This window comes from Bacillus sp. BC05(2025), from assembly GCF_056725905.1.
The window spans coordinates 463,413-482,492 of record NZ_JBWYRA010000003.1 but is presented as its reverse complement, the minus strand read 5'-3'; the positions used below and the strand labels follow the sequence as shown (position 1 = coordinate 482,492).

Sequence of the window (19,080 nt, the reverse complement as noted above, 5' to 3'; positions counted from 1 at the left end):
TTTAAATCTTTGCAATAAAAAAACTCTTTGTGCCTGTGCACAAAGAGTCCTACACTTTCGTATGCCAAATTTGACATATGAAAGCCAAGACCCTTTGTCAGCCTCACAGGACTACATTTAAAAGGGCTTTACTTATCGTATATGCTTACTCGATCTTGTTGATCTGTCTCTTGCAAATCAACTTCAATACGCTCTTCACTTGATGTTGGGATGTTCTTTCCTACATAATCAGCGCGAATTGGTAGTTCACGATGACCTCTATCAACAAGAACCGCCAGTTGGATTTGGGATGGTCTACCTAAATCCATAAGAGCATCCATTGCTGCTCGAACTGTTCTGCCTGTATATAATACATCATCCACAAGGATAACTTTTTTCTTCGTAATATCTACAGGGATATCAGAACCTTTTACAAGTGGTTCTTTATTTTTTGATTGTAGTGTTAAATCATCACGATATAACGTAATGTCTAACTCTCCAACTTCCATTTCTTTTCCTTCAATTTGACCAATTCGTTCTGCCAAACGTTGTGCAATAAAAATTCCACGAGTTTTAATTCCGACAAGAACACAATTATCGACACCTTTATTTCGTTCCACGATTTCATGACTAATTCGTGTTAAAGCGCGGCGAATCATTTGGTCATCTAAAACGACAGCTTTCTCTTGCATGCTCTACACCTCCAAGCTTTTTTCTTGCGTGAGAGTAATGGTATAAAAAAAGTCCTCTCAGCGTGTGCGAGAGGACTTTTGAAAAAGGGTACAGCATACCCTATGTATTTCAAACCGTTACCTTCTCAACCTCACGGGGCTGTGTTAAAGGATCATTATTTAACTGTTGTCAGTATCTCAGTTTTCTTATGATTTGTCAATACTATTTTCGTAAAATATTTAATGCGTCTTCAAACACTTCTGGAATCGGTGCCTCAAACTGAATATATTCACCAGTGCGAGGATGGTCAAATCCTAAAATACCTGCGTGAAGTGCTTGACCATTCATATCTAATGTTTTCTTCGGTCCATACTTTGGATCTCCTGCAAGTGGATAGCCAATATACTTCATATGAACACGAATTTGGTGTGTACGTCCCGTTTCTAAGCGACATTCTACAAGTGTGAAATCTTTGAATCGCTCTAACACTTGGAAATGCGTAACAGCATGCTTACCATTTTCATCAACCGTCATACTTTGACGTTCTTTCTTATCACGAGCAATCGGAGCATCAATCGTTCCCTTATCGTGTGGAATAACACCGTGTACAATCGCTTTGTAACGTCTTGTTACTGTTTTTGCTACAAGTTGATTTACAAGTGATTCGTGTGCCATATCATTTTTAGCAACCATTAATAGACCAGACGTATCTTTATCAATACGATGTACGATACCCGGACGCATCACACCATTAATGCCTGATAAGTCTGTACAATGGTGCATAAGACCGTTCACAAGCGTACCACTTGTATGACCTGGTGCTGGATGTACAACCATACCACGCGGCTTATTAACAACAAGTACATCTGCATCTTCATAATAAATTTCTAAGTTCATATCTTCTGGTTGAATATCTAACTCTTCTGGCTCAGGAATCGTCACTGTAATTTCATCATTTTCCCTAACTTTATAATTCCCTTTTACCGCTTTCCCATTAACTGTCACAACGTCATCTTTAATCCATTGCTGTACTTGTGTACGTGACCATTCATTATTTATTCCTGCAACGAATTTATCAATTCGCTCATTTTTTTGTTCTTCTGCAACTGTTACTTGTACTACTTCGCTCATTCAATTACTCCTTCGTTTTCTTGCCTTCTAATAATGTTTGAATAATAATTAATACAACACCAATACATAATGCTGAATCAGCTATATTGAATACTGGATAGTTGTACGAGAAAATATACACGTGAATGAAATCCACTACTTCTTGTCTAAATACACGATCAATAAAGTTACCAATTGCTCCGCCTAAAATTAGACCTAATGAAATTCCTAGAAGCTTGTCTGTTTTTGCGTACTTTTTCATATACATTACAATAAATACTACAAAGACAACTGTAATAATGTAGAAAAACCACATTTTATTTTCTAAAATGCCCCAGGCAGCCCCTCTATTTCGATGTGATGTTATGTATAATACATTATCGATAATCGGAATGCTCGTACCCAATTCCATGTTCTTTACAATTAGCCATTTCGATATTTGATCGATGGCAATGACAAATAACGCTATTACATAATATATCATTTTCATTTCCCCCACAAAGACAGTGTACCTCAAAATTTTAGCATAGCTGCAACCTTTTCACAATGAACCTTTATAGAAGAATAAAATAAATTAAAAAAAGGTAATATAATATCGTTGTGTACATTCATACATTTACTTTTTCATAGAAAAATTCATGAATGGTACGGGCAGTCGGCATCGTCTTCATTTGTTTTACCGAAATTACTCTCCCTGTTTCTTCACAAATACCATACATATCTATTTCCATTTTGAATAATGCACGTTCTACATCTTTTAAATCCTCTTTTATATCATGTAATAACAGTTTTTTCTTTATCTCTTCCTTAATTTCATATCCAAGCTCTTCGCTAAACTCTGTATCATATTTGTGCATGACCTCTTTAGCGAGCCTCTCTTGTAACTCTTTTCGCATCAATTGTAATTCTTCTTTAATTTCCATATACATTTCATTCACGTGTACATTCCTCCCAGCTGCAATGTACGATTAGTGTGTCCGAAATTTCTATGCTTACCTCACACACATTTTTCCTTCATAGGAAAGAGAGTGAAAGTTATTTCAATATATCGTCAATAAAAAAACTGACTGCACTTACGCACAGTCAGTTTTTTATTATTTTACATAGTTTTCTTTAACAACTGTTGCACAACGCTCACATAATGTTTCATGTTCAGCATCTTTACCAATTGTTTCTGAAACTACCCAACAACGTTCACATGTTTCACCAGTCGCTTGAGCAACAACAACCGCTGTATGCTCATACTTCGGTGCATCTGCTGGCGCTTCTTCCATCATGCCACCAAGTTTGTACTCAGAAACGATGAATAATTGTTTTAAGTCTTCGTTAATAGACTCTAACATAGCTTTCATTTCCGCAGTTGGATATAGCGTAATGCTTGCATTTAATGACTTACCAATTACTTTTTCATTACGAGCTACTTCTAACGCTTTTAATACGTCATCACGCAATGTCATAAATGCATCCCATTTTGTTTTTAATGCTTCTGCGTCATCTAATTGTACAGCTTCTGGCATATCAGTTAATTGTACACTTTCTTCTGTTACACCTGGAATGTATGGCCATACTTCATCAGCTGTATGCGGTAAGATTGGTGTTACAAGTTTCGTCAATGCAACAAGAACATCATATAATACAGTTTGAATTGCACGACGATCTTCATGGTTTGCACCTTCAATGTATAAAATGTCTTTTGCAAAGTCTAAATAGAATGAACTTAAATCAATTGTACAGAAGTTATGAATTGCATGATATACAGCAGCGAAGTCGTATGTCTCATATGCTTCTTTTACTTTTGTAATTAAGTCATTTAATTTCACTAACATGTAACGATCCACTTCACGAAGTTCAGCTACAGCTACTGTATTTTCACTCGGCTTAAAGTCGTCTAAGTTTCCTAATAAGAAACGGAATGTGTTACGGATTTTACGATACACTTCTGCTACTTGTTTTAAAATATCATCTGAAATACGTACGTCAGATTGATAGTCAACAGAAGATACCCATAAACGTAAAATGTCTCCACCTAATTGATCCATAATTTTCTTCGGTACGACGATGTTTCCAATCGACTTACTCATTTTACGTCCTTCACCATCTAATACGAAACCGTGGCTTAGTACGCCTTTATATGGAGCTTTACCTGTTACAGCAACTGCTGTTGATAATGAAGAGTTAAACCAACCACGATATTGGTCAGATCCTTCTAAATATAAATCAGCTGGGCGTTGTAAGTCATCGCGCTCTTCTAATACCGCTTGGTGAGAAGAACCTGAGTCGAACCATACATCCATGATGTCTGTTTCTTTACGGAATTCACCATTTGGGCTACCTGGATGTGTAAATCCTTCTGGTAATAGATCTTTCGCTTCACGCTCAAACCATACGTTAGAACCGTGTTCACGGAATAAATCTGCTACATGGTTAATTGTTTCATCCGTAATAATTGGATCACCATTCTCTGCATAGAATACAGGAATTGGCACACCCCATGCACGCTGACGAGAAATACACCAGTCACCACGGTCACGAACCATGTTATGAAGACGAGTTTCGCCCCATGCTGGTACCCATTTTGTTTCCGCAACAGCTTCTAATAACTCTTTACGGAATGCTTCAATAGATGCAAACCACTGTGCTGTTGCACGGAAAATAATTGGTTTTTTCGTTCTCCAATCATGTGGATATGAATGCGTAATGAATGTTAGTTTCAGTAATGCGCCTACTTCTTCTAATTTTTCTGTAATTGGCTTGTTAGCTTTATCATAGAATAAGCCTTCAAATCCAGGTGCTTCATTTGTTAATACACCTTTATCATCAACTGGGCAAAGTACTTCTAATCCATACTTTTTACCAACAACGAAGTCATCTTCCCCGTGTCCTGGTGCTGTATGAACACAACCTGTACCTGCATCTGTTGTTACGTGATCACCTAGCATAACTAATGAATCACGATCGTAGAATGGATGTTTTGCAACTGTATACTCAAGTTCGCTACCTTTTACCGTTTTTACAACTTCAGCATTTTCCCACTCTAACGTTTTTGCAACTGTCTCAAATAGTTCAGAAGCAATAATATATTTTTCATCATTTACTTTTACAATAGCGTATTCAAGTTCTGGGTGAACAGAAATACCTAAGTTTGCAGGTAATGTCCAAGGTGTTGTTGTCCAGATAATGTATTTCTCATCACCTTCTAATACGTTCTTTCCGTCTTTTACAGGGAATGCTACGTAAATAGATGCTGATTTTTTATCTTGGTATTCAATTTCAGCTTCTGCTAAAGCTGATTCACTCGTTGGAGACCAGTAAACTGGTTTTTGTCCTTTATAGATATAACCTTTTTTCGCCATATCACCAAACACTTTAATTTGTTGTGCTTCATAAGCTGGCTCTAAAGTAATATATGGGTTATCCCAATCAGCACGTACACCTAAACGCTTAAATTGCTCACGTTGACGTTCTACTTGTTCATATGCATACTCTGCACATAACTTACGGAACTCAGCAACTGTCATTTCTTTACGCTTTACACCTTTATTTGTTAAAGCTTGCTCAATTGGTAAACCGTGCGTATCCCAACCTGGCACATATGGTGCACAGTAACCAGTCATTGATTTATAACGAACGATAAAGTCTTTTAATACTTTATTTAACGCATGTCCCATATGAATGTCACCATTCGCATATGGAGGTCCATCATGCAGTACGAATAAAGGACGACCTTTCGTATGTTCTTGTACCTTTTCATAAATATTCATTTCAGCCCACTGTTCTTGCATTGCAGGCTCACGTTTTGGTAAATTCCCACGCATTGGGAACTCTGTTTTTGGCATTAGTAATGTATTTTTGTACTCCATGCTCAATTCCTCCTTACATGTATAAAAGAAATACTTAAAAAACGGAATAAAAAAGAGACCTTCTCATCCCAAAAAGGGACGAGAAAGTCTCCCGCGGTACCACCCTAGTAGATCCTATACATATGTATACAATCCTCTTTATATTCTTAACGCGAATATACGCCTACGCTTACTCTATTTGTTCAGCGAGGAACTCCAGGGTGATATTCCCATTATCTCCTTATCCTGAGCTTACACCATCCTCAGTTCGCTATATAAGGTATGAAAAAGGTACTTATCCCTATCTTCGTTTTTCTTAATAAATATGTTGTTTAAAATTATATGTAATAATGAGAAAAACGTCAAGCTTACACTGTTTCTTCTTTTTTCAACAGCTCGTCTACTTCGTCTTCTAACTCAATTAGTTTATCCCAATCATCGTTGTTTAACATTTCAAGCTGCGTTTCTAGTAACATACGGAAACGAGTGCGGAATACTTTCGCTTGTTTCTTAAGCTCTTCAATATCAAAAGCAACTTTTCTTGATTTTACTAACGCTTCGTTAATAATACGGTCTGCATTCTTTTCAGCTTCACGTACGATTAATTTTGCTTCTTTTTGCGCATTACGTTTTACTTCTTCTGCTGCTTCTTGTGCAACAACGATAGATTTGTTTAACGTATCTTCAATATTAGAGAAATGATCTAACTTCCCTTCTAATTGCGCAACTTTTTCTTCTAAAGCTTTTTTCTCACGAATGACTAATTCATAATCTTTGATAATTTGATCAAGAAACTCATTTACTTGATCTTCATCATAGCCACGGAATCCGCGACCAAATTCTTTGTTATGAATATCTAATGGTGTTAACGGCACAACGCCACCTCCAAGTAGTTATCTAAATTTCCTCTTTCAATTATATCTTTTCTTCGACAAAATAGGAGGATTTCCTTCTAAAAAACCAATCATTTTAGTATACCATACAAAATTCTCCATTTGTCGCGCTTTGTTCTACCTTCTACAGAAAACAATTTACTTCGTCCATACCCTCTCACTGAAAAAACATCTCCTGGATAACATTCGTATGAGGTTTGCTCCACAGTTTTCCAATTCACTTTTACTAGTCCATTTTTTATGAAAGGTTGTACTTTTTGCCTAGATATATGTAACATTTCAGCTAACATAACATCTAAACGAAGTGAAGAAACCGTTCCAGATTTCTCTCCCCACGTTTCTTGTATCTGTAGAATTTTTTCCCCTTCCACTGGTGATAAGGAGACTTTCACTTTTCCTATAGATTGTAAGTTCATCTCAATATAAGATACAACTTCTTTTGCGACTACAATTTGGGCACGATCTTCTTGAAGCAAAATATCACCACATTTTTCTCTCGTTAAACCGAGAGACATGAATGTACCTAATATTTGCCTATGTTCTAGCGTATAAAACTTGGAAGGATAGTCAATTTCCAATACTTCTACTTGAAATTCCTCTTCATTTACTACTAGATAGTCCGGATAAATGAGTGCTCTTTTGCGTTCTGCATGAGGCGTTGCACCTTCAAATTGTACAGCAACATCCCCTTGTCCTATTACCATAGTGACAATTTGTTGTTGTCTTGGATCAAGAAAGTCTGTTAACTTCACCTGATGGTACTCCGCCGCCCGCTTCCACTCTAACACCTTATCCACAAAGACCTCTTCATCGGGTCTGAAATGCTCATAGATGCTCATTCACATAACCTCTTACTATAAGAAATAGCCGAATAAAGTTACTAAACCACTTGTAGCAAGTCTCAACGCAAAAATCGCAACGAGTGGTGAGATGTCAATCATACCAAGCGGTGGAATAAATCTGCGAAATGGTTCTAAATACGGTTCACAAATACGGGCAAGAAAGTCTCCGAAGGTTGATTCCTTTGCACCTGGGAACCATGATAGGAGAATGTAAATAATAAGTGCCCACGAGTATATCTCGATAGCAGTAACTAAAATCCTTAAAACTGTATCCATGGCGTATTACCACCTCTTTATATTTGTGTCTTCTTCTTCACCGAATAACTCTGAAATTGCACCAACAATATCTACATTTTCAGGCGTACACATAAATGTTTTCGGTCCTATTTTTTGAATGTCCCCGCCTATAGCGTATACAGTACCACTTAAAAAGTCAACGATACGTACAGCCTGATCCGTAGACATTCGTTGTAAATTAATCACAACAGCTCGTCTACCTTTTAAATGGTCCGCAATCCCTTGCGCTTCCGAATATGTGCGTGGTTCTAATAAAACAACTTTTGAAGATTGCTTTGCTGTTTCAATGCTCACAACATTTTGTTTCGTTTGCGCTTTTGGAAACGTAACATCTTGTTGTTCTGGCGGATCTTGCTGCTTCTTCATGTCTGTTTGCTCCTTTTCATAACTATATTGAGCTGCTTCTTTTTCTTCAGGTGTATCAAAAAAGAAGTATTTTACTTTTGACCAACTCATAATAAGATTCTCCTTCCTTTTACGCTTTTCCTACTAAAATCGTCCCCAAACGAATATATGTAGCACCTTCTTCAATTGCAATCGTGTAATCATTAGACATTCCCATTGATAATTCTTTACATGGCGCATGTAATAATTCTAGCTCCTGCACCTCTGTTTGTAGCATACGTAACTCCTTAAAACAGCGTCTGATTTCTTCCTCTTCTTCTGTAAACGGAGCCATTGTCATTAGTCCTACCACTTCAATCTTATCCAATTCTTGCAAACTTTGAATAAAAGGAACGGTTTCTTCTATTGCCAACCCTTGCTTTGATTCTTCAGATGATGTTTTCACTTGAATAAAACATTTCACTTTCTTATTCGCACGTTTTTGAATTTCTTTTGCAAGTGAAAGACGATCTAACGAATGTAAGTAATCAATTTCATTAATGATTTCTTTTACTTTTCTCGTTTGTAATGACCCAATAAAATGCCAATTCACTTTTGAACCGAAATGTTCGTACTTCTGTAAGAAACCTTCATTTCTATTTTCACCTAAATCGATAATTCCAGCTTCAATTACTTCGTTTGTTTTTTCAATTCCTACCGTTTTTGTAACCGCAACGAGTTTAATATCTTGCAAAGAACGTCCTGCTCGTGCACAAGATTGTTTAATTGCTTCGTTTACAGTTGTTAAATTTTTTTGTACTGTCACTTGCTTTCTTCCTCCTTAAAACCTATGAAACTCAACATTCTCCCTGTCTTACCTTGATCACGGCGATGCGAGAAAAATAGTTGCTCTTCACAGCTTGTACAAAGAGATGACATTACAATATTCTCTTCTTTTATGCCTGCTTGTACACATAATATACGATTAATTTCTTTTAAATTAATTGCGTACTGCCCATCAGAAATTTTTTTATAAGGGACAGAACCGTTTACTACTTGCTTTGCTGCTGTTAATACTCGATCATCAACAACGTAACAACAAGATCCAATTGCTGGTCCGATTGCAACATGAATTTCATCACTCGAAATGCCTTCTGCATTCCATTTTTGAATCATTTCCTTTGCAATTTCTTTTACAGTCCCTTTCCATCCAGCATGCGCAAGTCCTATCATACCATGTGATGGCGCATAAAAATAGAGTGGAACACAATCCGCGTAACAAGATGTTAAAAGAACATCATTATTAGTCGTATAAATGCCATCTGTTTTTGAAATGCCGTCTTCATATGAATAGACGCCACTTCCTTTTTCCTGTTGTCCTACTTTTTCAACATGATGATCATGAACTTGTTCAGAGCAAATCCAGTTTTCTAATGGCTTCTGTAACTTATTTGCTAAAATGCGTCTATTTTCATGAACGTTCTCCACGATATCATTCACATGTAATCCTAAATTCATCGCATGAAAGGAGCCCGTACTTACCCCACCATCTTTTGTCGTAAATCCAGCAGTAATGTTTCCAAGTTCTTTCCACGCTTGTAAATACAGTATACCGTCCACATATTTAAATGGTTCTATCATAACAGCGGCTCCTTTTAATTAAAATAACATAAAAAAGCATGGTACTTCCTGTCTATTTTACCATACTTTTATTTTTTCATAATGCCAACAGAAAAAAAAGAGGAATTTGTAATATTCTTTATGAAATTGTCGGTGTTTGTATTGTTTCTGTTACAGAATTAACAGTATTTACTCTAACAAGTATGACATCCTCCCCAATTTTCACAATTTCCTTCCAAGGAATTACAATTTCTACATCTTTCCCAAAAATACCTAACATACGTGCCTGTTTGGAAATAATTATAGATTCGATTTTCCCTGTGTTCATATCAATTTCAATATCTCCAATATTCCCAAGCCTTTTTCCATCTGAAACATTTATTATATCTTTCATCTGCAATTCCGAAATTCTTATCACTTTCATCCTCTCCCTTATATATGACGAATTGAAAAACTGTTTCTCAAATGAACAGGAAGTACCCTCTACTAACCACATATTATTTTCAATATATGAACATCTCTCCCCTACTATGAGCCAAAACAAACTATGTTACATATAAAAAGGTTTCACCATAAATGGTGAAACCTTATCCTTGAATCGTCTTATTCATTTGTTTAATAGCTGATTTCTCTAAACGTGACACTTGCGCTTGAGAAATCCCAATTTCTTCTGCAACTTCCATTTGTGTTTTTCCTTGGAAGAAACGTTTTCGAATAATCATTTTCTCACGATCATTTAAACGCTTCATTCCTTCTTTTAGTGCTAACTCTTCAACCCACTGCTCGTCCTTTTGTTTTTCATCACTTAACTGGTCCATAACAAAAATAGGATCTCCCCCATCGTTATAAATCGGCTCAAATAATGAAACTGGATCTTGAATCGCATCTAAAGCAAAAACAATTTCTTCATGAGTTACTTCAAGCACTTTTGCAATATCCATCGCTGTTGGTTCTTTGGAATTTTCTGCAATCAACTTTTCCCTTACTTGTAACGCTTTATACGCAATATCTCGTAAGGAGCGAGATACGCGAATCGGATTGTTATCACGCAAATATCTGCGTATTTCCCCAATAATCATCGGTACAGCATACGTTGAAAATTTTACATTTTGGCCTAAATCAAAGTTATCAATGGATTTCATAAGTCCGATACAACCAACTTGAAATAAATCGTCAACATATTCTCCTCTGTTATTAAATCTTTGGATGACGCTCAGTACAAGACGTAAGTTTCCATTCACTAATTTCTCTCTTGCGCTTATCTCTCCACTTTGCATTTCACGAAATAATTTACGCATTTCATCATTTTTTAGTACGGGAAGTTTAGCTGTATCAACACCGCAAATTTCTACTTTGTTTCTCGTCAAAGTGTTCCCTCCTATCGGGAGTTGCTGTACAGTGTAAAGTATTTCCTTTGAAGGGGATTTTATGCATGCGGTTTTCTCTTCATTTTTCATTTTAATTGTCTTTCCTCATACAACTAAATAGAATAAGACCAGCCTAGATAACGGCTGGTCTTATTCTTTACACCATTTTATTAAATTCTTTTCGCAATCTTTTTATGATTCTTTTTTCTAAACGCGAAATGTATGACTGTGAAATCCCAAGCATATCCGCCACATCTTTTTGTGTCTTTTCCTCTCCTCCAGCAAGCCCAAATCGAAGTTCCATAATTTGTTTTTCACGATCATTTAATTGATGTAATGCTTTCATTAGAAGATGACGATCCACAGTCGCTTCTAAATCTTTTGTAATAATATCATCGTCTGTACCTAATACATCTGATAATAAAAGTTCATTCCCATCCCAATCGATGTTAAGCGGTTCATCAAAAGAAACTTCTGAACGATTTTTATTATTCCGGCGTAAATGCATTAAAATTTCATTTTCGATACAACGTGAGGCATATGTTGCTAATTTTATTTTCTTTTCTGGATTAAATGTATTCACCGCTTTAATAAGACCGATTGTTCCAATACTAATCAAATCTTCAATATTTATCCCTGTATTTTCAAATTTTCTTGCTATATATACGACTAGCCGTAAGTTGCGTTCAATCAGTAACGATCTTGCCGCCTGATCTCCTTTTGGTAATTTATTTAAAAGAACTTCCTCTTCTTCTTTCGTTAACGGCGGTGGTAACGCTTCACTTCCACCAATGTAATAAATTTCATCGGTCTTAATTCCTAATTTCAGCAATACTTTATACCAAAGGTATACTAAATAAAATTTTAATTTCATCATATTATCCCGCCTCCCATTATTAAGCAATCACCATTTTTTGTGAAATCAACATTTTCGGATGCACAATACATTGATACTCTCCATTGGTTGACAACTGTTGTGTATTTAATCCAATCAATACTTTGTTCACGACGATAGAACTTCCTTCATGATAAATTTGTACACTGTCTGGCTTAATTGCCCATAAAAATTGACTCTCTACTCCCACTGCTCGGAAAGGAATTAAGCGTAATTTTGTCGCCCATCCAGAATCATTTTCTGGTATTTGAGGAATCTCTGTTTTGGAATAAATTTGTTCTGTTAACCAAGCTGGCAAACAATGTTCTAATGATGAAATATGCATAATCATAACAGGTGTTTTCGTCAACGGGTCGTAAAGTTGGTTCCCACTATCAATTAAACCTGCGAGTTCCAACTCCTCTTCAGCTAATTGAACTTTTAATTTCACAATTTGATCATAGTGTATTTTTGTAACCTCTACGCTTTCAATACGCTTTTTAGAAAAATAATAAATTACTGGAAAACCAAAAATAACAAATAACCAGCTAATGGGGTCACCATAAGAAATTGATTGAGATTGAACCAACCCATTTACCATTTCATTCGTTTGCAAAAAGAAATGAGTGCCCATTAACCCTCCGCCAACCATAAAGGTAACAAAGTAAAAAGTAAAAACAGTTTGTGTATAATTTCTAAACGTTGTAAACCCAAATGCTGTATACACAATAAGTAACGAGTACAGTAGTTTCATAATTGGATGTGTCATCATAGAAGCAAAAGGAGTAAAGGCAAAAATAACAATGGTTGAACCTATAAATGCCCCTAACACAAGCCTCCATCTTTTGATCTTCTTTTTTAACACGGTGGCTGTTAATAAAAGTAAAAGAAAATCAATGCAGGCGTTTAACAACCAAACAACGTCGGCGTAAACAACCAAACAATTCACCTCTTTTTTTAAGTTGAGACTAGTATAATGCATATCCAATAGGAAAGTGTGTCAATTTGCGGAGGTGTTTTTTTGTTATTTTGTGCTTTCTAGACATAATCTGTCGGTAAAAAATAAAAGTATATGTTTCATAGAATACTATACTTTTTTGCTTACATATTAATTGAAATATATAAAATAAAAAAAGACCTGCTTAGCAGATCTTTTCCCTATATAAAGTGAAACTTTAATCAGTGGGGGTTTTGTTCATCCCCCACTGATTATTAGCCCTCACCAATCGGGCTTTTACGGGCAGCCCGCCCCCCCACCTAACTTCTTTGCTTCCGCTGAATTTTGAGGTGGGGGTCTTACTGTCCGTTAATGCGGGATAAAACAAAAAAGGAGCATGAAAGCTCCTTCTTCTTTTATCGTCTACGACGATTACGTAAAAATGCTGGAATATCGATATCATCTGAATCGGAATGACGCTCATGTACAACCGGCTCTTCACGCTTCATTTCACGTTTTACTTCACGTTGTTTTGGAGGTTGAGCTACTGGCTGTTGCTGTTGTTGCGTGTGATTCGCATTCGGACGAATAATTGGCTTTGGTGGTTGAGTTGCAATTGTATCATCAAAACCAGTTGCAATTACAGTTACAACAATATCATCTTTTAGTCCCTCATTAATAACCGAACCGAAGATCATATTTACTTCTGGATCTGAAGCTGAAGCTACAATGTCTGCCGCTTCTTGTACTTCATATAAGCTTAAGTTAGCTCCACCCGTAATGTTCATGATAACACCTTGAGCTCCATCAATAGATGTTTCTAATAATGGACTAGAAATCGCTTTTTTCGCAGCTTCAGCAGCACGATTTTCTCCATTACCAGAACCAATACCCATTAAAGCAGAACCTCTATTAGACATAATTGTCTTTACGTCTGCGAAGTCTAAGTTAATTAAACCTGGTGTTGCAATTAAATCAGAAATACCTTGTACACCTTGACGTAATACGTTATCTGCTTCACGGAATGCTTCTAACATCGGCGTGTTTTTATCAACAATTTCTAATAAGCGATCGTTTGGAATTACAATAAGTGTATCTACATTTTCTTTAAATGCAGCAATACCAGATGCCGCTTGTGTTGCACGCTTACGTCCTTCAAATGTAAACGGACGTGTTACAACACCAACTGTTAATGCACCTAATTCTTTTGCAACTTGAGCAACAACTGGAGCTGCACCAGTTCCAGTTCCGCCGCCCATACCAGCAGTTACGAATACCATATCAGCACCACGAAGTGCTTCTTGGATCTGTTCTTTACTTTCTTCTGCAGCTTTTTTCCCTACTTCAGGGTTTGCACCTGCACCAAGTCCACGTGTTAATTTTCCACCAATTTGCATTTTTGTTTCAGCTTTTGATAGATTTAATGCTTGTGCATCAGTATTCACAGCGATAAAGTCTACACCTTGTACACCGTGTTCAATCATACGGTTTACAGCATTGTTTCCGCCACCGCCGACACCGATAACTTTTATATTCGCTAATTGATCTTGAGTAGTATCAAACTCTAACATGTCGAAATCCCCCTAGAACCTCATTTTTCGTGTCCAATTTTAATCCCATAAATAACGGAATACACGTTTTACTTTTGACATCATACGGTCATCATTTTGATTATTATTGTTTTGATTACGAGTTTTTTGTTTTGCAGGTTGCTGTTGTACCGGCGTTGGTGCTGGTGCTGGTACTGGTTCAAAATGCTCTTGCTTCTCCTGCACATTTTTTCCACGTAATTTAGCTTTTTGATAAGAATGTTTAATTAATCCCACTCCACTTGTATATTGGGGCTCACGCACACCAATATAATCAGGAGTTGCTATACGAACATTTTCATGTAAAATATCATATGCAAGATCAAGAACACCTGGCATAGAAGCAATTCCACCTGTTAGTACATAACCAGAAGCTACTTGTTTTACTCCTAACTTACGCACTTCATCTTGAACAAACATTAAAATTTCTTCTACACGAGCCTCTATTATATCCGATAATTCCAATTGAGAATATTGTTCTGTTTGATCGCTTCCCATAATAGGAACCGTAAACATCTCTTCTTCAGATGCTGTATCATAAAAAGCATGTCCATATTTTAACTTAATTTGATCTGCATTTTCTGTTGACGTCTTCAACCCAATTGCAATATCCTTCGTTATATGGTCTCCACCTAATGGCAATACGCTCGTCGCCTGTAACTCTCCATCTTTAAAAATAGATAAAGTTGTAGATCCTCCCCCCATATCAACAAGGGCTACTCCTCTATTTTTTTCATCTGAAGATATAGCAACTGTTGCAGCCGCTAAAGGTTGAAGACAAATATCAACAATTTCAAGACCTGCTTTTTCTACACAACGAAGTAGGTTATGTAGTAAAGTTCTCGACCCTGTTATAAGTGTACCTTCCATTTCTAATCTTACACCGATCATCCCGCGTGGATCGTTAATCTCGTCAAGACCGTCTACAATGAACTGTCGAGGTACCACATCAATAAACTCACGTTCTGGAGCAATTGACACAACTTGTGCTGCATCTAGAACGCGTAAGACATCTTCATTCCCGATTTCACGATCTTCATTTGAAACAGCGACTACTCCGTGACAAGGAAGTAGCTGTACCTGGTTTGCATTGACACCTACTACAACTTGCTCAATGTGGATTCCCACCATGCGCTCAGCTTGTTCAATTGCTTTTTTAATTGATCGAACAGTCTCGTCTATATCAACTATCGATCCCTTCTTTAAACCATTTGATTTTACATTTCCAACACCAATAATGTTTAAGCTGTCATTAACCATTTCACCAATGATGACTTTAACATTGGATGTACCGATGTCAAGACTAACATATATTTCATTGCTGTTCATTCTTTGGCACCTCCTTCTTTATTTATACCATACAACTCAATATATGGAACAACAATCGCAACTTTACTATTTATAAGAAAAATATTCAACGTCTTTATACGTTTCCCTTTTTTAACCCTATATTTTTCTTATTTTTATTTAACATTCATTTAAGAATATCGCAGTAAACTGTGAATAACTGCTTATCTTGAAATAATTCTATTTCAAGTGTAAAGATTACCGCCAAGTATAAGTCTACACTAAGATGTACTCATAGAAAAGTGAAACTTGTACCAATCCTAGTATGAATCTAAGAATTTTTACATATTTTTCATCAAATAAACCATTCTTGTAAATTCATATGCATCAATCAGAACATTCGTTTCGTTTTTTCTACGATAACGTAGTGAAAACTATCATTCTATTCTTTTTTTTCTTCCGCTCCTAATTCTTTCGTATACGCCCCTACTTCTAAGTCAATTAATACCTTTTTACCCGGCTCAATTGTTTTTAAGATAAGTGGATAAGCTTCCATACGTTTTGCGAAATTTTGAATCGTAGTGCTCACTTCATACCCTTCATTCATATATAAAGTAAGGTGGTCTTCATTGGCATTCGTTGGTGAATAACGAATTTCAGAAATAGACCTTAAAATAGTTGGTGTTAATTTTTCAAGCTCAGCAATTAACTCCTTCATTTTCTCCTCTTTAAAAGGTTCAAAAATCGGCGCTGCAACAGGCAGTTTTCCGTTCGGGAGTACATCAAGTGTTTTCCCGTTCTCTAATAACGGTTGTAATTTCCCATCTTTGTTTATATAACCAATCGTTAAATATTCTTCAATATGAACATCGATTTTATTTGGAAAACGTTTTTTTACATTTACTGCTTTAATTTCTTTTCGCTTCGTTAAGTTTTCTTCTGCTTTATGTGCTGTCACTCGGAAATAACTTGTATCATATGTCACACCTGATTCCTTCATCACTTGTTCATCTGTCATATAATGATTTCCAAACACACTTATCTTTTTTATATTGCTAAGCGGAGACCGAAAATAAATTAAAAAGAGCACTAATAAAAATAAAATTGATATGTATAAAATCAACCGATGATTAACATTTTTCTTGTTTTTTTTCTGTTGATTTTTTAACTTTGGTACACGATCCTGTAGTTTAATCACTTTACTATTTTTCATGTACGATCCCCCTACGTAACATAAAGAACGGCATGTTCCTCATGCCGTTCTTATCTTCTTATTATAACATAAATGATAATGAGCGGAACGAATAACCGTTATCTTCCAATGATTTCTACTTCTGTATGCATTTCTACGCTAAATTTATCCTTGATTGTTTGCTTTACTAATGCAATTAAAGATAATACATCTTGCGCACTGGCTCCACCAGTATTAATAATAAAATTCCCATGCATTTCAGAAATTTGAGCTCCACCTATTTGATAACCACGAAGCCCCGCTTTTTCTATTAAATCTCCTGCAAAGTATGGAATTGGATTCCGAAACACACTTCCTGCACAAGGATGATTCCATGGCTGCGTTTCACGGCGATAATCTTTATTCTTTTGCATGACACTTACAATTCCCTCACGCTCTCCTATCTGTAATTGAAACTCAGCTTCCAAAACAATACCAGGACGTTTCGTTTGCAATACAGATGTACGATAGGAAAATTCCATTTCTTCATGCGTTAACCAATCAATTGTTCCATCTTCAAACAAAATAAGAGCTTTTGATAATATGTTTGATATATCCGATTTATGTGCGCCTGCATTCATGTATACTGCACCACCAACACTTCCTGGAATACCGCTTGCAAACTCCAGACCGGCTAACCCTTGACGACTAAGTAAAGTTGATAATTTAATAAGGGGATACCCACCACCAACTCTTACCTTATGTTTTTCGACTTCTAAGTGGTCTAATCCTTCTCCTAAACGAATAACGACACCTTCTATACCTAAATCAGATACAAGAAGGTTCGAACCACGACCAATTACAGTCCATTTTGTTTTATATTTTTTTACTAACTGCAACGTTTTTTCAATACCGGTAATATGCTTTGGCACAATTAAAATATCAGCTGGCCCACCTATTTTCATAGTCGTATAACGTGCTAACGGTTCATCCACTAACACGCGGCCAACATTTGCTTCTATAAGCTCATTTACTAATTGTTCCATAAACAATCTCCCCCATACTAAGTATCCTTATTACAGTAGTATGCAGGGCGTTCACCTAACGTTATTTGTTTACAAGCTTATTCATTACTTCATATAGCTTATTTGCTGCATCTGGAATACCTAATTGCCCAGCAGCTAACTTCATATTTTGTAATGTTTGTGCATCTAATAAAATCTCATCTATATCACGAATTAGCGTTTCAGCTGTTAAATCTTTTTCAAGCAACATTTTTGCTGCTCCTTTATCGACAACAGAACGTGCATTTTTTTCCTGATGGTTATTTGTTACGTAAGGACTCGGAATTAACACACTTGGCTTACCTAACGCTGTTAATTCTGCAAGTGTTGTTGCCCCAGCTCTTGAAACAACAAGATCTACACCTGTAAGTACCTCTGGCATATTGTGAATGAAAGGTTTGATAATAACATTACTCGGATTTCCTTTTTGCTTCACAGCTTCCATCACCTTATCGTAATGAACTTCACCTGTTACATACAATATTTCGTAACTTTTATTCCCAAACTGTTCAATTGCCTCTACGAAAGCATCGTTAATCGGTCTAGCTCCACGACTTCCACCAAAAATAAGCACGGATTTTTTAGGAAGGGATAAACCTACTGAACGTTTTCCTTTCATTCCATTTTGATCCATTACTTCTGACGCTCGTGGATTTCCTGTCATGACTACTTTTGACTGTGGAAAATGTTCTGCAGCCGCTTCAAAACAAACCGCAACTTTATCAACATAGCGGCTTAAAAATTTATTCGTTACACCAGGTACACTATTTTGTTCATGTACAATAGTTGGAATACCTAATTTTGCTGCAGCATATACAACAGGTCCACATACATATCCACCCGTTCCAATTACAATATCCGGATTAAAACGACGAATATATCGTTTACTATCTTGTACACCTTTTAGGAAACGCATCACCGTTTTCACGTTATCTAGCGATATTTTACGCTTAAATCCACTTATAACAATAGATTGAAACGGTATACCTGCTTTTGGCACGATTGTACTCTCTAATCCATTCTCCGTACCAATATATAAAAACCTTGCTTCCGGATTTAATTTTTTTATTTCTCTTATTAAAGCAAGAGCCGGATAAATGTGACCTCCAGTGCCCCCACCACTTACTAATACACGCACTACTAACTCCTCCGCTTCTCTTTTTCTTATTTCAGTCGTATTTATTTCTATATACATATTGTTTCTTCGCACACATA

20 protein-coding genes and 1 other annotated feature are annotated in these 19,080 nt (G+C 36.3%); all 20 genes read right to left on the bottom strand.

Annotated elements, in window-relative coordinates:
* Positions 1-128: 128 nt before the first annotated feature.
* Positions 129-671 carry a bifunctional pyrimidine operon transcriptional regulator/uracil phosphoribosyltransferase gene (gene pyrR / locus ACZ76X_RS13305; protein ID WP_001156491.1) on the bottom strand — a complete coding sequence of 181 codons (543 nt, stop codon included), beginning with the start codon at positions 669-671 and terminating at the stop codon, positions 129-131.
* Between the two features lie 202 nt (positions 672-873).
* A complete protein-coding gene (locus ACZ76X_RS13300; RefSeq protein WP_000005838.1) occupies positions 874-1,782 on the bottom strand; it encodes an RluA family pseudouridine synthase in 909 nt (302 codons plus the stop codon).
* Between the two features lie 4 nt (positions 1,783-1,786).
* Entirely contained in the window at positions 1,787-2,245 is a 459-nt protein-coding gene (lspA, locus tag ACZ76X_RS13295; protein ID WP_001980603.1) for a lipoprotein signal peptidase LspA, read from the bottom strand.
* Positions 2,246-2,369: 124 nt separating this feature from the next.
* Entirely contained in the window at positions 2,370-2,699 is a 330-nt protein-coding gene (locus ACZ76X_RS13290) for a TraR/DksA C4-type zinc finger protein (RefSeq protein ID WP_001004659.1), read from the bottom strand.
* 156 nt (positions 2,700-2,855) lie between these two features.
* Positions 2,856-5,621, bottom strand: coding sequence for an isoleucine--tRNA ligase (ileS2, locus tag ACZ76X_RS13285; RefSeq protein ID WP_479850660.1), 2,766 nt, complete (start codon positions 5,619-5,621; stop codon positions 2,856-2,858).
* Between the two features lie 71 nt (positions 5,622-5,692).
* Positions 5,693-5,917, bottom strand: a binding site (T-box leader).
* 51 nt (positions 5,918-5,968) lie between these two features.
* Positions 5,969-6,475, bottom strand: coding sequence for a septum site-determining protein DivIVA (divIVA, locus tag ACZ76X_RS13280; RefSeq protein WP_001131611.1), 507 nt, complete (start codon positions 6,473-6,475; stop codon positions 5,969-5,971).
* Between the two features lie 89 nt (positions 6,476-6,564).
* Positions 6,565-7,332 (bottom strand): YlmH family RNA-binding protein, encoded by a 768-nt coding sequence (locus ACZ76X_RS13275; protein ID WP_479850659.1) that lies wholly within the window; start codon positions 7,330-7,332, stop codon positions 6,565-6,567.
* Positions 7,333-7,347: 15 nt separating this feature from the next.
* Positions 7,348-7,611, bottom strand: a complete 264-nt coding sequence (locus tag ACZ76X_RS13270; protein ID WP_029439626.1) for a YggT family protein — start codon at positions 7,609-7,611, stop codon at positions 7,348-7,350.
* A 6-nt stretch (positions 7,612-7,617) separates the two neighbouring features.
* A complete protein-coding gene (locus ACZ76X_RS13265) occupies positions 7,618-8,088 on the bottom strand; it encodes a cell division protein SepF (protein WP_000119138.1) in 471 nt (156 codons plus the stop codon).
* A 19-nt stretch (positions 8,089-8,107) separates the two neighbouring features.
* On the bottom strand, positions 8,108-8,782 hold the full coding sequence (locus ACZ76X_RS13260) for a YggS family pyridoxal phosphate-dependent enzyme (RefSeq protein ID WP_342715534.1): 675 nt from the start codon (positions 8,780-8,782) through the stop codon (positions 8,108-8,110).
* Positions 8,779-9,597 (bottom strand): peptidoglycan editing factor PgeF, encoded by an 819-nt coding sequence (gene pgeF / locus ACZ76X_RS13255; RefSeq protein WP_479850658.1) that lies wholly within the window; start codon positions 9,595-9,597, stop codon positions 8,779-8,781. The genes ACZ76X_RS13260 and pgeF overlap by 4 nt, the downstream gene beginning before the upstream one ends.
* A 118-nt stretch (positions 9,598-9,715) precedes the next feature.
* The gene (locus ACZ76X_RS13250; RefSeq protein WP_033682636.1) at positions 9,716-10,000 is read right to left on the bottom strand and encodes a YlmC/YmxH family sporulation protein; all 285 of its coding nucleotides are present in this window, start codon (positions 9,998-10,000) and stop codon (positions 9,716-9,718) included.
* Positions 10,001-10,163: 163 nt separating this feature from the next.
* Complete coding sequence (sigG, locus tag ACZ76X_RS13245; RefSeq protein WP_000197753.1) at positions 10,164-10,943, bottom strand: RNA polymerase sporulation sigma factor SigG; 780 nt, start codon at positions 10,941-10,943, stop codon at positions 10,164-10,166.
* Positions 10,944-11,100: 157 nt separating this feature from the next.
* Positions 11,101-11,820, bottom strand: a complete 720-nt coding sequence (sigE, locus tag ACZ76X_RS13240; protein ID WP_000976948.1) for an RNA polymerase sporulation sigma factor SigE — start codon at positions 11,818-11,820, stop codon at positions 11,101-11,103.
* Between the two features lie 19 nt (positions 11,821-11,839).
* On the bottom strand, positions 11,840-12,757 hold the full coding sequence (gene spoIIGA / locus ACZ76X_RS13235; protein ID WP_479850657.1) for a sigma-E processing peptidase SpoIIGA: 918 nt from the start codon (positions 12,755-12,757) through the stop codon (positions 11,840-11,842).
* 413 nt (positions 12,758-13,170) lie between these two features.
* Positions 13,171-14,325, bottom strand: a complete 1,155-nt coding sequence (ftsZ, locus tag ACZ76X_RS13230; RefSeq protein WP_306183438.1) for a cell division protein FtsZ — start codon at positions 14,323-14,325, stop codon at positions 13,171-13,173.
* Positions 14,326-14,364: 39 nt separating this feature from the next.
* Positions 14,365-15,672: a cell division protein FtsA gene (ftsA, locus tag ACZ76X_RS13225; RefSeq protein ID WP_001087553.1), complete on the bottom strand. Its 1,308-nt coding sequence runs from the start codon at positions 15,670-15,672 to the stop codon at positions 14,365-14,367.
* A 400-nt stretch (positions 15,673-16,072) separates the two neighbouring features.
* Entirely contained in the window at positions 16,073-16,843 is a 771-nt protein-coding gene (gene divIB, locus ACZ76X_RS13220; protein ID WP_000798232.1) for a cell division protein DivIB, read from the bottom strand.
* A 98-nt stretch (positions 16,844-16,941) separates the two neighbouring features.
* Complete coding sequence (murB, locus tag ACZ76X_RS13215) at positions 16,942-17,847, bottom strand: UDP-N-acetylmuramate dehydrogenase (RefSeq protein WP_479850656.1); 906 nt, start codon at positions 17,845-17,847, stop codon at positions 16,942-16,944.
* A 61-nt stretch (positions 17,848-17,908) separates the two neighbouring features.
* Positions 17,909-19,003 carry an undecaprenyldiphospho-muramoylpentapeptide beta-N-acetylglucosaminyltransferase gene (gene murG / locus ACZ76X_RS13210; protein WP_098667537.1) on the bottom strand — a complete coding sequence of 365 codons (1,095 nt, stop codon included), beginning with the start codon at positions 19,001-19,003 and terminating at the stop codon, positions 17,909-17,911.
* Positions 19,004-19,080 lie beyond the last annotated feature (77 nt).